Below are 14788 nucleotides of genomic sequence, written 5' to 3'. Positions count from 1 at the left end.
GACCGGAACGTGAAATAGTTGGGGGATTGGTTAGCACATGAGTAAAAATCGCTTACGCATAATAACAAATATTATGATGGTTCTCGGGGTCGCGCTTATTGCTATTCCCGCGATATTTTGGCTTAATGCAACCTATTATCAGTGGAACGAGACAAAGCAATGGCAATCGCTGATAAAATCAGAGAAACTCCCGGAGTCGCAAAGCAGGACACTATCCACAGGGGTAAAAGGCCAAACTGCCGATACTACCGAGAGCGTGCAGGCACAAGCCGCCGACCTGGTGGACCGAGGTCCGATTAAGCCCGGGGAAAATGTTGCCCTCCTATCGATACCTAAGATAAACCTCAAGCTTAGCGTTATCGAGGGTGAATCGTGGACAAATCTAGCCACTGGACCGGTCCGTGTCTCGAAAACAGCACGCATCGGTGATAGAGGCACGACGCTTGTTTCGGGTCATCGAACGATGTTCGGGGCACCTTTTCACGACCTGCACAAGATAGCGATTAATGATGAGTTGATTCTGTATACAAAAAAAGCCGCTTTCTCTTATGAGGTCAGCGATATAAAGCGGGTTAACCCTGATGATTGGCGTGACATAACAGAGGGGGGAAACTCGCAACTGATTCTATCAACATGCGACCCGATATATTCCGCCGCTAAACGCCTTCTGATAATCTCAAAGATGCGTTCTGTGCAACCGCTAGGGACGGTCAAATAATCCTCTGCAACAGTGACCGGTTTTAATACGAGGCTTGCTTGTTTAGATATCGAGCGCTAAACAACCGGTATTAAATAATTTCTAAGCCGATAGACTAAACAAGTAACTCTCGAAGAAATCATCGCATCTTAGAAGCATCTCAAACCGAACCCCCACTTAGTAAGAACATCGCATGCAATTAACTATCTCATAGTCGGCATGGATTATGCCGATACAAATCTCAGCATTTAAATATCTAATAGCCCAACCATAATTACGAGGGTTTATTATGGCGAAAGCATCGCAAGAATTAGCGGCGACGGGTGTTCTAACTCATGAGCACACATTCAAGGAGCCGCTTAAACACATATATAGTAGACGGATTTCGCACTCTTTAGCGACGCTGACTTTAATCATCGCCGATGCATGCATCCTGTATATTGCGCTGTCCCTTGCTTTTATCATTCGGCTCAATTTATTACCGTCGGTGTCTCCGCTTTTTGCATCGATGCCTTCACAAATGCTGCTCGATAAACTTTGGATTGTCATGTTTACATGTATATTGTGTATTGCATATGAAGGGCTTTATTCAAAACGGCTTCGTTTTTGGCAGGAAACCAGGTACCTTATCAGGGCTGTGAGCCTAGGTTTCATTCTGGTTTTGGCAGTAATATCGCTTGGTAAGCTAAGCGACACAATATCTCGCTTTGCTTTGATGATGGGATATTGTTTTACGCTGATTCTGTTGCCGCTGGGACGGCAATCCATCAGAGCTATTGTCTCACGTGTAGGCATTGGTATTGAGCACGTGATTATTCTTGGATCGGGACGTACCGGCATAGCAGTTGGGAATGCGTTGCTTGAACAAAAATACCTTGGCTATAAGATCGTGGGTTTTTTGGATGAGGACCCTTCTAAACAGCACCAGCCGGTACTCTTGAATGGTAAAGCATTCTTGGTTCTGGGAAGCTTTAGAGACACGGATAGGGTAATGGCACAGACGGGTGCCGGCCATTTGATAGTAGCCGCACCGAGTATCCCATCGAAAACTATGGTCGGCCTCATCAACCGGCTTCAGCGCGAAGCCGTATCCGTTACGGTTATCCCGAACTTACACGGCGTTCCCGTTATGGGTGTTGAAGCTGATAATGCTTTTGGCGATAAAGTGCTCTCGCTTCACTTTAGAAATAATCTGGCGAGACCACTTAACAGGTTTGTTAAGCGCACCTTCGATGTAATTGCCAGCATTGCGATTTTACTGGTGATATTGCCGATCCTAGCGCTTATCGTCATTGCGATTAAGCTTGATTCACCGGGACCTATCGCTTTTTCCCACCGGCGTGTGCGTATGCACGGTGATTTGTTTGGCTGTTATAAGTTCAGGACAATGTTCGTGAACGCACAGGAGATTCTCGATGAGCTGCTTGCCAAAGATCCCGCGCTAAAGAAAGAATGGAAGCGCGATTTTAAGCTGAAAAATGATCCCCGGACAACCCGCGTGGGCAAGTTCCTGCGCAAGACAAGTCTCGATGAGCTGCCGCAGATATTTAATGTGCTTAAGGGTGAAATGAGCCTGGTAGGACCACGCCCGATCGTTGAAAAAGAAATCGAGCGATTTGGCTATTCGATTGCGTACTATTTTATGGTAAGGCCAGGCATAACGGGCCTATGGCAAGTGAGTGGGCGCAACAACATCAGCTACGATGAACGGGTCGACCTAGAGGCATGGTACGTTCGTAACTGGTCGCTTTGGCTCGACATTACGCTCCTGATTCGAACCGTAAGTGCTGTTTTAGACAAGACAGGCGCATACTAGTCGATAAACCGGAAAGACATAGAAACATTATGCCGCTCCCCGATATCCTCATTAATCCCCTTAACGACCACAAACTTTCTTGGTGAAAGCGCTACTAGCGTAACATCTGACATAAGGTTCTACACCGGCTGACCGATATTATATGTATCATAATCGCACGATAGCAGGCTAAGGTGTAACTACTTGAAACGCGTTGTTTTAATAACAGGACATTACTGGCGATCGAAAAAGAAGGCCGGGTTTCACTGGCTTGCCGATGCATTCCACCGCCAGGGTTCGGAAGTACTTTTTCTTACGAGTCCGTTGAGTTTTTTATCAATCCTTAGGCGAGACGAACGGCTTAGGTACAATCTGTTGCGCATCCGAAATAAAATGGTAGCAGAGCAAAAAGGGCTTTGGAGCTATGTCTGGTTTACACCATGGCATCCCGCAAATCTGAGGATTGCCGGCCTAAACAAACTAAGCGCGTGTTTATTCGAGCGCTATGCGTCACTACCGTTAGGGCAAGCGGAATCCTTCTTACGTTCCGCAGACATTATTGTCCTGGAGAGCGGACCCGCGCTTATGCTTTTGCCTCGCCTTAAGCGTTTATGTCCGCAAGCACGCTTTATTTACCGGGTATCGGATGACCTCCGTTTACTAAGAAGTCATCCTGTGGTAATCCAAGCGGAAGAAGATAATGCATCGAGTTTTGACCTGATAAGCGTTCCAAATGCCAGCATGCTCAAGATATTCGAGGGCAAAGTCGCAAACGTGCAATTGCAATTGCACGGTATTAACAAGGAACTGTTCGACGAGGACTACCCAAACCCTTACGGAGAGTCGTCCGGTGTTAATGCCGTATTCGTAGGTGTCTCTCATGTCGATCTGGATTTTATCGAGCGTGCCGGCCGTCTTTTTCCTACCTGGGCTTTTCATATAATCGGTCCCATTAAGCAAGTCCCGGAAGGCCCAAATATTAAAACGTACGGCGAAATGGCTTTTGTTGACACGATTCCGTTTATTAAACATGCAGATATCGGTTTGGCTATACGCAGCTACTATCCGGGGGCGGAATCGCTAGGGGATAGCTTAAAAGTGATGCAATATTCATACTGCCGCATGCCCGTCGTCGCGCCGGAGTTCCTTTCTTCAAGTCGCAAGAATATCTTTTATTATCGTCCAGGCGACGATGACAGCATATGCCAGGTATTGGACGCGGCTGCCCAGTATGACCGCTCGCAGGTATGCCTAGATGATATCCGCTCATGGGATGAGCTGGCACACGCATTGGTGGGGAATTCGCATGCGTAAGCATTACATGCTTGACCCGTTTTGGATAATTTCCGGCCTTTTCGGTTTACAGTTAGCTCTGTGGTGGGCCTTCATGCCGGATGTCCCTACGATCTATGGAGCGGCACCGCGCTATATAAGTTTCAACGCGATACTCAATTTCTCGTTGCTTTGGATATGCTTGTTGGTAGGTGTCCTCTTAGGAAAAACCATATACCAAACGCTATGGAAAGATGAGAAACGTCAGGAAAAGATACCGCCGGCCGCCTGGATCCGGTTTTTATTCTCGCTGGCTGCATTTTCTCTGCTGCTAAGCGTTATTGGGGAGTTAATCTATATCCGTGAAGTCATTCTAAATCCGGGCATGATAAAGGAAGCGTTTGACGCGGGCAACATGGCGAATGTTGGCGTCGAGATAAAAGAGCTGCGAATCGTAGGTTTGAGCTCTCTCAATAATCTGTTTATCGTACCTGCCGCAATCTATGCCATGGTTGTGTTTCATCCGCGTATGGACCGGACGGCGGCCGGTAAGGCCAGGTTGCGCTTAATCATTATAGGAGCAGTCAGCGTTTTGCATGCACTCTTGTTTTCCGCAAGAATGTTTCCCGTATATTTTATCTCGGTCGTTTTGGCATCATACTTACTAAGTAAACCCGATACATTTCGTCTTAGCTGGCGAACGATACTAAGAACCGTGGGCATTATCGGCGTCATTATTTGGACCGGGGAACTATTGCGTGGTGGATTATGGTACGCAACTACTACCGGCTTCGGGTTATTTTCGGCCGACACTCAGAAGCATATTCTCGATCTATTGATTCAGGGGTATTTTGCCGCTGATCTAAATAACGCCTTGGTGCTACTAGGATATGATCCTAGCTATCAGTTTCTCAGTACGACACTGATGGGTGATACGATAGGCGGCTTTGTGGGTTATAGCTTGAACCCATATTGGACGAGTTCATTCGGAACAGTTAACGTTCTAGGCTTATGGTGGTTCGACTGGGGCATATTCGCTTTTGCGATGAGTTTAATCATAGGCGCCCTATTGGGTATCGCGTATAAGGTTGGCGAACGGTTCTCGGGCGATATATCTCTCGCCGCTTTAACTTTCATTATCATTTATCCGGGATTATGGTCGATTACCCGAATCAATTACTATTTCTTAACCATTTTTGTCTTACCGTTTGTTTTTTTAGCATGTGTAGGGATTGCAGTAAGCCTGTCTCGCTACCAACGCAGGGAGATCAGGCGACCGGTGATGCCGACAGACCGCATGGCTTTCAAGCGGCAACATCAACGTGCGGAATTTAGGCAAAGGAGCGGTTCATAGTATGCAAGAGATCATTATCAACGGAAGGTTTCTTTCACAATCGGTAACAGGTGTGCAAAGAGTCGCTTTGGAAGTCGTAAGAGCGCTCGATAATTTGATCGGCGCAGGAATAATTGATGCGAATTCATACTCGTTCACCCTGGCGGCGGAAAAAGACCTGAAGTATAAGACTGATTTTAAGAATATCTCAGTCAAGGTCGTCGGCCACCTTACGGGACACCTCTGGGAGCAGTTCGAGCTGCCGTTATATGCACGCGGGAAGGTGTTGGTAAGCTTATGTGGACCCGCGCCGATCATCAAAAGAAACCAACTTGCCTTGATTCATGATGCGGCACCGTACACATGCCCATCTGAGTTTTCGTTGGCTTTCAGGTCGTGGTATCAGATTATGTTTTTTAGCTTGTGCAAAAGGGCTAGACAGCTGGTGACCGTCTCAGATTTTTCAAGGAAAGAGTTATCACACTACTGCAATGTTAGCGAACAACGAGTTACGGTCGCATATCCCGGTATCGATCATTTCACGCAGCTGCAATCAGATATATCCATACTGGAAAGACACGGTCTAATCAACAAACGTTTTGTTTTAGCTGTTAGCTCACTTAGCCCGCGTAAAAACTTCCTTCGCCTCATTGATGCTGTTGAGGCTTTGGGCGACCCGGAAGTTGAACTTGTTGTGGCCGGCGGGATTAACAGCAAGGTTTTTAACAGTAACGGGTTAGAGGTAAAAGACCGGATTACGTACCTCGGCAGAGTAAGTGACATGGAGCTTAAAGCGCTTTACGAGAACGCGCACTGTTTTGCGTTCCCTTCATTGTATGAAGGTTTTGGTTTACCGCCGATTGAAGCGATGTCGTGCGGTTGTCCTGTTATCGCTGCAAACGCCGCTTCGTTGCCGGAAGTCTGTGGGGACGCAGCACTATTTTGTGACCCATACGATCCTCGCGATATTGCCGATAAGATTCAACGTTTCAAGCAGGATACGGGGCTCAGGGAGCAGCTGAAAGCAAGGGGACTTGAACGGGCTGCTTCGTTCACGTGGGATAGGTGCGGTCGCGATATTTGGTCTGTAATCGAGAAATTACTGCGCTAAACGTGCATGGCCATATGCTGTTTGCCTTCTTGTGATGGGTGGTAGAAGCACAAACGGGAAGAAAGAGTTAGGTTTATGAAAAAAGAAAAACTTAAGGTTCTGTTACTGACAGAGGCTGCCGGAAGCGGTGTAGGGCGACATATCTTAGATTTAGCGCATGGATTAGCGACCGGTGGCCATGAAGTTCATCTTATATATTCCGAATCTCGGCTAGAGGACCGCTTCTTCCAGAGAATCAAAGCGCTGGACGGGATGATTACCACAAGGGTTATCCCGATGCAGCGCTCGATCAACCCATATGCAGACTTGACGGCCTTACTTGCCATCAGAAGGTACGTCAAGGAGTATGGACCTTTCGATATCATCCATGGGCATAGCTCAAAAGCGGGGGCGTTGGTACGCCTACTGAAGATAACCGGTGCAGGCCCGGCAAAAATCGTATATACTCCTCATGCATGCGTTACTCTGTCGCCCGGTTTAAGCGGTAAACAAAGGTTCGTGTACAATCTGATTGAAAGGATCCTCGGTTCGTACCTTACAGATGCAATTATTGCCGTCTCGAATCACGAAGCTCGACATGCGATAGAACTCGGGATACCGACCAACCTGGTGAATACCGTAGTGAACGGTGTTGGTATTGGTAAGAATTCGCTGAAGCGCCGCGAGGAATATCGAAGCTCTCTCGGTGTTGCACCTGAGGATATTGTCATTGGGTTTAGCGGTCGTCTAGACTATCAAAAAGCGCCGGAGATCTTGATTCAAGCATACTGTAGGCTTGAGCCGGGCCCTACTAATATCTCCTTGGTTTTACTGGGAGACGGGCCTAAACACGGTGATCTTGAACAGCTTGTCAAAACCAGTCCGCACGCGGGAAGCATTCATATTGCCGGGTATCACCCGCTTGCATCGGACGTTCTTAGCGCTTTTGACATCTTTGTGTTGCCCAGCCGATACGAGGGACTGCCTTATGTATTACTCGAGGCTATGGCGGAAGGATTGCCGATCGTTGCAACATCGGTGGGCGGCAATAGCGAATTGGTTCGCGACAAAGTAAACGGCTTATTAGTGCCCAGAGACGCCCCGGACGACTTAAGCAAAGCGCTCGACACGCTAATACGTGATTCGGAGCTTAGGCAACGTTTCAGCAGTGTCTCACTCGAGCTCGTTGGGGCTTCATATAGTATAGAGAAGATGCTTGAGAGCACTGTTGATATTTACAACCGTTTATTAGAATCGAGAAGGGGCTAGATGCTTACAATCGTTCATTCGCCGGCATATCAGGCTGAACGTCGCTACATATTTGATGTAATATTTCGCGATTTTCTCGGGCTGGAGTACCAAACCCAAGAGGAGCAACGCGATGATATTAATATCCTGTTCGAAGGCGACCCCGAAGGCAAGGAGTTGCTTGTAGCGGAGGTTCTTTTTAAAGTGCCGGTGGGGCAGTGGCTTACGATGAGCGCTTTGCCAAAGAACCCCCTCGGTATATGGGATATCTCACGAACACCTGTCGACGCCCGGGTCACCTCACCGCGGGTGCCCGTGCTGTATGCAAACACACAGAACTCCGAACTGATTTTTGCGCAAACACCGTGCAGGCTTACTTTGGGTTTAGATATATTCGGTAGCATGTTTTTCATGCTTACGCGCTACGAAGAGGCCGTAAGGCCGGAGCGTGACTTCCACATGCGGTTTCCAGCCGTGGCAACGACCGGTTTTAGAGAACAACTTCTCTCTAGGCCTATAGTAAATGAATATCTTGAGATATTATGGTGGGCGCTCAAACAGCAGTGGCCGTGGCTGGAGCGCAAACAACGACACGCCGGAGTGCTTCTCAGTCACGATGTCGATTGGCCGATGTCGGGATCTCAGGGACCAAAGCGTGTGCTGATGTCGGCGGCCGCCGACATCATGCGGCGTAAAGAGCCCGCACTCGCATATCGTCGGCTTCGCGCCGTTCCTTACACGAGGCAGGGGAATTTCGACTACGATGTTAATAACACATTCGATTTTGTCATGCGGGTAAGTGAAGAATTCAATATCAGCAGCACTTTTTTTGTAATCGCAGGAAACACGGCCGGATTGATCGATGGTGCATATACGCTGGATGACTCCTGGATTCAAAAACTTCTGAAAAGCTTCTTCGACAGGGGCCATAAAATTGGTCTGCATACTAGCTACAACACATTTTGCGACGCGGCAATAACACGCTCCGAGTTCAAAAACCTGCTGGGTGTATGTGAAAAGCTTGGAATAAATCAACCGGTGTGGGGGTCGCGCCAGCATTTCTTACGCTGGTCGAACCCTACCACCTGGCAGAATCTTGAGAAAGCCGGTGTCGGTTACGATAGCACGCTGACGTTTGCGGAGCTACCGGGCTTCAGATGCGGCGTATGTTACGAATATCCCGTGTTTGATCTTATCGCTCGAGTACCCTTAAAGTTGCGCGAACGCCCGCTTATTGTCATGGAAGGAACGCTCTTTGATTACAAGGGGTTGTCATTTGAAAAGGCTCAGGAATCGATAGCCGGTTTCAATAGCACGTGCAGGAAATTCAACGGCGATTTTACGCTTCTGTGGCACAACAGCTCACTTATAACTCGACAACAGCAGCATTGGTATAGGAGTATTGTCGGAGAAATCAGCACATGATGTGCGCCGCATACTTTTTCTGCCCGCCATATTACCCATGTTGCCTAAAGACCGCTAGGCAACACTAAACACCCTGAAAATAGCTTATAAGCCGCAAATAATTCTGCTTAAAGACTCTTTTAGCTCCATTTAAGATGTTCATATAAATAGGAAGGTCATCCAGCGTAAATAGGAGAAAATCCGAGAATCGCGTGTTTGTCAAACGGCTGAATGCGACCATAACGACGATAGTAGATACGCTGTAAGATACCGAAGACGCAAACGCAGCACCGTTAATACCCCATTTTGGAATCAAGTAGATATAGAGGGGGACACTGACCAACATGCCGGCAATGGACGAACCCATGGCAAATTCGGGCCGTCCCCGACCGGCCAGGTCACCAACTAATACCTTGCTGACACTTAGCATGATGACGCCCGGTAATAGAATCAACAATGGCTGCACCGCGGGCAAGAATCGTGCTCCGAACAATATGGAGATTAATGGTTCACATGCGATTGCCAGCAGTATTGCTAGTATAATTATTATTGTAAGTGAATTACGAGTGACCCTCGATGTTAGCTTAGCTGTCGATTCATCATGAGCGCTATTGGATACTTTCGGGAAAAGAACGATTCCCAATGCGCCGGGAATCATCCATAATCTTTCGACAACACCCGTTGCTATTGCATAATATCCGACAGATGTTGTGGTTAATAACATCGCAGCGAAGATCATGTCCAATCTATAGTTTAGATATTGTGTAATGTTTGCGATGTAGAGGCGGCTTCCGTAACTGGTCGACTTTTTGAGATAATTCTTGCTCAGTACGAATTTAAACTCCGTGGTTGTATAGACTAAAATCATAGAAAGAATAGCTGCTGTGCCGATGGCCAGCAGATAGGAGTAGACCGCCGCAGACAATGAATGGGTCGCCAACAATACTAAGATAACTATAGCTATGAGTTGCACGATGCCTTGCGAAACGACCGCTAGATTATATTTTACGAAGTCTGATTTTCCAAGCAATATATTGACAAAGAAGTTTTGGAGCAAGATTAAAGGAACGGCAATCAAAATAAGCTCAAAATAGTGAACGCTCACATTTATATGGCTAAGGAAATTTTGAAAGAAGCCGGTCGAGAATAAGCCAAAGCAAATCAGCACTACAACAACACTAATTATTATGGCCATTACTAATGAATTGGCAGCGATATCCTTATGCGCGAACTGTTTATTGGCGGTGAAGTACGTATTTGATTCTTCCAATCCAAGTGAGCTTATTCTCAAAATAATAAACGGAATAAGAGTCAAGATAGCGTATTCCCCTCGGGCTGTAGGGCCGAGAATTCTGGCAAGCAGTATCGTTATCAGTAGGCTTGTGATAAAAAGCGAGGCTTGGCCCGCAATCGTTATCACACCATTTTTTTTGACGCTAGCCAAAACTTTCCTCCTGTAAACCGCAATTACTTGAAAAACTTACGTTTCTTCGCAGCAAAGACCTCGTGGTAGATACTATTAAGCTCTTCGCCGATTACTTCAGTGCTGAATTTAGACCTCACATAGTCGGAAATATCGTTCTTTTTATATGAATCGCTGTTGTCGAGCATATGCTCGATGGCGTCTGCCAGCTCCGCAATATTACCCGGCTCAACTAATATACCTGCATGTTCCGGCACTAACGATGGTACTGCGCCGACTCGTGATGCAACAATTGGGGTATCGCAGGCCATTGCCTCAATCAATACGCAGGATAGGGTTTCATATAGACTGGACAGCATTATAAAGTCGCTTTTTTGCATATACTCGGCGATTGTTGGTTTTGGTTGTGCGCCGTGAAATTTTACGCAGTCTTCTAGTCCGAGGGATGATGAAAGCTCTTCATATTCAGCTCTTTTTTCGCCATCGCCAAATATGTTCAGGACAAAATCATTTCTTTTCGACTTTAAGAGTTTAATGGCTTCGAGTGCGTAGGGAATCCCTTTAACCGGTACTTGTTCGGCGACCATTAGTATTTGCTTAACGGACGTTGTGCTGTTCGGCTCGCAGTCAGGATTAGGCTTAAACAAGTCGGTATCGACTACGTTTGGTACAATTCTGAAGTTGCCCCTTACGCCATAGCTCTCGATGCTCTGCTGCAGAACACTGCTAACGGGGAGAATCATATCCACATGGTTAAATGCGAATTTGGCTTTCGCTATGTCCAGTCTTCCTAAAGTTCCTCGTGCAAACCCCGAAAAATGTTCGGTAATTACTACTTTAGTCCCGGTCAGCTTTCCAAACAGAACAGAGGGGACTCCGGCCGCGAAAATGTTAGCATGTATAATATCCGGCTTGAATCCATCTTTTCTTATTTTGAATATATAGCGTAGCGAGTTAAGAAAGCTCGAGCTTGCGGTTAATTTGGATATCGAAAAAGCTCTATGAGTCAGCCTGATCGTTTTAATATTATCCTCTATGCGTATATCGACATCGAACAAGCCATTAACCTCGGGCGACTTATCTCCAATAGATAAGACAACCACATTATTGTGTAAGGCTGCTGCTTTCGCATGCTCTTTAACGAAGAGCGCGCTGATAGGAACTTGATCGTTTGGATACCACGATGTTACGAATAAAATATTCAAACGGTTCGGCATTTAAATAGACCTTTCAAGAGTTTTTCCAGCTTTTATATCTAGCCATAACATGCAAGCCTCTTAATTATTTAATATCGGTAAGATTGCCGGCTTCTGTATTGGTTTGTCCTGATAATAGAGGAAATATGGGCGATCGTTGATTGTCAGATCTTTTCTGAGTCGGACCTAATGTCCTCAAATGATTACAACCGATTGCCGATGAATATAGATATCGGTTGCAATTGGAACGGAGTTGCGTAAGCCAGGATGGATATGAACAAACTCAGAATCGGTTTATTGCTGGATAGCTATGATACGCCTGCCTGGGTATACCAAGTTATAAAGAACATTAAAGGCAGCGCCTATGCACGTATCGATCTCGTTGTTATCAAAAACAGTTTACGGGATAAGCCGAATGCTGCAAGAATTAATGGCGTTACAAGCTTGCTGGCAAGGAAGAGTCTCGAATTAATCTATAAAAAATTGATAGAGCGAAAATACTTTATAGCTAACGCAAACAAAAAGGAGAATTGCGAGCAGCTTTTGGCGGGAGCACCGACACTAAATGTAAATGTGGAGCGGAAAGAGTCATCAAACTATTTCTGCCATGAAGACATAGAGCAAGTAAAGAGCCACAATATCGACATTCTGGTCAACCTCGGATTCGGTGCGCTTAATGGGTGCATTCTAAATGCCGCAAGGTACGGCGTTTGGTCTTATCACCATGGCGATAATTGCATTAACAGGGGAGGTCCTCCCGGCTTTTGGGAAAGCATGGAGAACTGGCCTGAGACCGGTTCCGTTCTGCAAATATTGACGGATGATCCGGATAATAGCAAAGTGTTATGCAGGTCGTTCTCGTGCACTTTCAATATGTCGGTGACCGATACTATCAATAATTGCTTCTGGAAGTCTCCGTCGTTTATTACAAGAAAAATAAAAGAACTACATGAAATTGGCGAAGAAGCGTTTTTCACCAAAGTTGATTATGACAACAGACATCCGTTGCTATATTCGGAGAGACTATATACGGATCCCACAAATTATGAACTCGTCAAACTCGTACTTAGAAAATTAAAAGAAAGAGCGAGATCATTCTGCGAAAACAGACTTTTCACACAACATTGGATATTAATGTTCGATCTGAAAGAGGGATTCTCGTCGTCCTTATACAGATACAAAAAAATCATTCCGCCCAAAGACAGATTTTGGGCGGACCCGCACGTTATCTACAAAGACAACAAATATTATATATACGTTGAAGAGTATCCGTATAGCACACGAAAAGGACACATCTCGTTGATTGTTATGGATGACAATGGCAACTACGGGGAACCGGAAATTGTGCTAGAAAAGCCCTACCATCTTTCTTACCCGTTTGTGTTCGAGCATGAAAACGACTATTATATGATTCCTGAATCATCTGCAAACAGAACAGTGGAATTGTATAAATGCACTAAGTTTCCCGATAAATGGGAATTTCAAATGAATCTCATGGAAGACATCTGGGCCGCCGACGCTACGCTTTACTATCACAAAAACAAGTGGTGGATGTTTGCAAACGTTGTCGAAACCGACGGCGCTTCCTCGTGGGATGAACTGTTTTTGTTCTATGCCGATGATTTATTTAGCAACGAGTGGCAATCCCATCCGCTAAACCCCATCATATCGGATTGCAAAACCTCACGCCCCGCAGGGAAGCTGTTTCTTAATAACGGATCGCTCTATCGAGTTTCGCAAAATAACAGCACTAGATATGGTTATGGAATCAATATTCACGAGATAACGGCACTTGACGAAAACACCTACGACGAAGTGCTTGTTTCTAGCGCAAAACCTAACTGGGATAAGAACATTACTCGCATACATACGTTCAATCGCGTGAATTCTCTTCATATAATCGATGCTTATTATAGACGGCGCAAATGGCATAGATATTAAGATAAAAAGCACGAAGAAGCAGGTGAGCGCGAATCTCACGCATGAAAGCAAACCGGAACGGCAGCCTTTCTTACTAAGGTATCGAAGTGTATAATATCGGTTATTATGTAGTATGTTTGAAAAGTTGGTTGACGCACTGTTTTCTAAATAAAGGTAAGTTTCATATTAATATTGCCGGGGTCTTAAGGATGGAAGGCGTTGGACGGAAACACACCAGATATGCAACCGAACAAAGCAATATTATTCACATTTGATTATGAAATGTTTCTCCTAAGGCTGGGTACGCTTGAGAATTGCATCATAAAACCGGTGGATGAGCTACTTAAATGTTGCGATTCTTTTGGCATCAAAAGCACTTATTTCGTCGATGCACTTTACTATATGCGCTTGCTTGAAAGCAATGAGACGGCTGAAGAAGCAAAACTCCTAAAGGACCAGTTGCAGCGCCTTGTCTCAACAGGAAACAGGATCGAGCTACATCTTCATCCTCAATGGCTTGATGCGAAGCGAAACGGCAAAGAGTGGGAATTTCCGACATTCAGGTATTACCGTTTGCACGACTTACCCGACGAGAAGGTCACGGATTTGTTTGTAAGCTGCGTCGAGCTTTTGCATTCTACTGCGCGTGAAGTCGACCCGGTTTACACGGTCATAGCATTTAGGGCAGGTGGCCAGTGTGTCCAACCATTTGAAAAGCTTAAGCAAGGTTTTATTAAGAGTGGCATTAAGGTTGACAGTACTGTCGCAAAGGGGCTTAAGCGCAACGACGGTACGCATAGCTATGACTTTATGGATGCACCCGATTCAGCCATATATCGGTTCTTAGATGATCCGGCAATCGAGGATAAGAACGGACCGTTTTTTGAGATTCCTATATCATCGTATATCCCAAGTTTTATTAGTAAAATCACCGGAACGGTAACAAGGCTCCTACATAAAGACCAGTTTGCCATATTTGGTGATGGATTTGGTATTCCAGCTCACGATTCGGCGTTGAAGAGGCTTACGTCGCTGCATTATCCCTGCACATTAGATAAAATTGTGCCATCGAAACTCACGTCGATGGTGCGGCAAATCGACCAGCCAATCATTACCCTAATGTCACACCCCAAGTTGTTGACTCCTTTTTCACTTACCGCATTAAGAAGACTACACTCGCAAAATCACCGCTTCTTGACCATCAACGAAGTGCTGGAAGAGAGCGAACAGTAAACCCGCGGTAATCTATAGAAGCCGCACTTGGTATTCAAGCGCATACAAGAAGACATCTGCGATATCAGCTAATTATCTATGACAGCGTTAAACATGGCAGTCTTGCGGTAAAAACTATAGAAAGCACATCACTTCTAAACGAGTCTGCGCCAAGCATGCAAATGAAATGCACCGATA

Annotated in this window: 11 protein-coding genes; 9 read left to right on the top strand and 2 right to left on the bottom strand. The window is 45.9% G+C overall.

What is annotated here, in order from left to right; genetic code table 11:
* The first annotated feature begins 37 nt into the window (after positions 1–37).
* From VGK02_04995 to VGK02_04965, 7 genes are all read left to right on the top strand, one after another.
* Positions 38–718, top strand: a complete 681-nt coding sequence (locus VGK02_04995; protein HEY3374404.1) for a sortase — start codon at positions 38–40, stop codon at positions 716–718.
* 268 nt (positions 719–986) lie between these two features.
* Positions 987–2513 (top strand): undecaprenyl-phosphate galactose phosphotransferase WbaP, encoded by a 1527-nt coding sequence (wbaP, locus tag VGK02_04990; GenBank protein ID HEY3374403.1) that lies wholly within the window; start codon positions 987–989, stop codon positions 2511–2513.
* Positions 2514–2696: 183 nt separating this feature from the next.
* Positions 2697–3806, top strand: coding sequence for a hypothetical protein (locus VGK02_04985; GenBank protein HEY3374402.1), 1110 nt, complete (start codon positions 2697–2699; stop codon positions 3804–3806).
* A complete protein-coding gene (locus VGK02_04980; protein ID HEY3374401.1) occupies positions 3799–5118 on the top strand; it encodes a hypothetical protein in 1320 nt (439 codons plus the stop codon). The genes VGK02_04985 and VGK02_04980 overlap by 8 nt, the downstream gene beginning before the upstream one ends.
* A 1-nt stretch (position 5119) precedes the next feature.
* A complete protein-coding gene (locus VGK02_04975) occupies positions 5120–6208 on the top strand; it encodes a glycosyltransferase family 1 protein (GenBank protein HEY3374400.1) in 1089 nt (362 codons plus the stop codon).
* A 75-nt stretch (positions 6209–6283) separates the two neighbouring features.
* Positions 6284–7456 carry a glycosyltransferase family 4 protein gene (locus tag VGK02_04970; GenBank protein ID HEY3374399.1) on the top strand — a complete coding sequence of 391 codons (1173 nt, stop codon included), beginning with the start codon at positions 6284–6286 and terminating at the stop codon, positions 7454–7456.
* Positions 7457–8860 (top strand): polysaccharide deacetylase family protein, encoded by a 1404-nt coding sequence (locus VGK02_04965; protein HEY3374398.1) that lies wholly within the window; start codon positions 7457–7459, stop codon positions 8858–8860.
* Between the two features lie 64 nt (positions 8861–8924).
* On the opposite strand, the gene VGK02_04960 is transcribed toward VGK02_04965, so the two are convergent.
* A complete protein-coding gene (locus VGK02_04960; GenBank protein HEY3374397.1) occupies positions 8925–10283 on the bottom strand; it encodes an oligosaccharide flippase family protein in 1359 nt (452 codons plus the stop codon).
* A 23-nt stretch (positions 10284–10306) separates the two neighbouring features.
* Complete coding sequence (locus tag VGK02_04955) at positions 10307–11479, bottom strand: glycosyltransferase (protein HEY3374396.1); 1173 nt, start codon at positions 11477–11479, stop codon at positions 10307–10309.
* 252 nt (positions 11480–11731) lie between these two features.
* On the opposite strand from VGK02_04955, the gene VGK02_04950 reads away from it, so the two are divergent.
* Both VGK02_04950 and VGK02_04945 read left to right on the top strand, forming a co-directional pair.
* Positions 11732–13399, top strand: coding sequence for a hypothetical protein (locus VGK02_04950; protein HEY3374395.1), 1668 nt, complete (start codon positions 11732–11734; stop codon positions 13397–13399).
* Positions 13400–13597: 198 nt separating this feature from the next.
* Positions 13598–14611 (top strand): hypothetical protein, encoded by a 1014-nt coding sequence (locus tag VGK02_04945; GenBank protein HEY3374394.1) that lies wholly within the window; start codon positions 13598–13600, stop codon positions 14609–14611.
* The last annotated feature ends 177 nt before the right edge of the window (positions 14612–14788 follow it).

Source organism: Candidatus Aquicultor sp. (assembly GCA_036504445.1).
Taxonomy (GTDB): domain Bacteria; phylum Actinomycetota; class Aquicultoria; order Aquicultorales; family Aquicultoraceae; genus DASXVE01.
Note: the sequence above shows the minus strand (reverse complement) of the source record. Positions and strands in the feature narration are given on the sequence as shown.

What these genes read in the sequence shown, in the direction of transcription:
- VGK02_04995 (HEY3374404.1), top strand. Translation starts at nt 38, where the DNA reads ATGAGTAAAAATCGCTTACGCATAATAACAAATATTATGATGGTTCTC.
- wbaP (HEY3374403.1), top strand. Translation starts at nt 987, where the DNA reads ATGGCGAAAGCATCGCAAGAATTAGCGGCGACGGGTGTTCTAACTCAT.
- VGK02_04980 (HEY3374401.1), top strand. Translation starts at nt 3,799, where the DNA reads ATGCGTAAGCATTACATGCTTGACCCGTTTTGGATAATTTCCGGCCTT.
- VGK02_04975 (HEY3374400.1), top strand. Translation starts at nt 5,120, where the DNA reads ATGCAAGAGATCATTATCAACGGAAGGTTTCTTTCACAATCGGTAACA.
- VGK02_04970 (HEY3374399.1), top strand. Translation starts at nt 6,284, where the DNA reads ATGAAAAAAGAAAAACTTAAGGTTCTGTTACTGACAGAGGCTGCCGGA.
- VGK02_04965 (HEY3374398.1), top strand. Translation starts at nt 7,457, where the DNA reads ATGCTTACAATCGTTCATTCGCCGGCATATCAGGCTGAACGTCGCTAC.
- VGK02_04955 (HEY3374396.1), bottom strand. Translation starts at nt 11,479, where the DNA reads ATGCCGAACCGTTTGAATATTTTATTCGTAACATCGTGGTATCCAAAC.
- VGK02_04950 (HEY3374395.1), top strand. Translation starts at nt 11,732, where the DNA reads ATGAACAAACTCAGAATCGGTTTATTGCTGGATAGCTATGATACGCCT.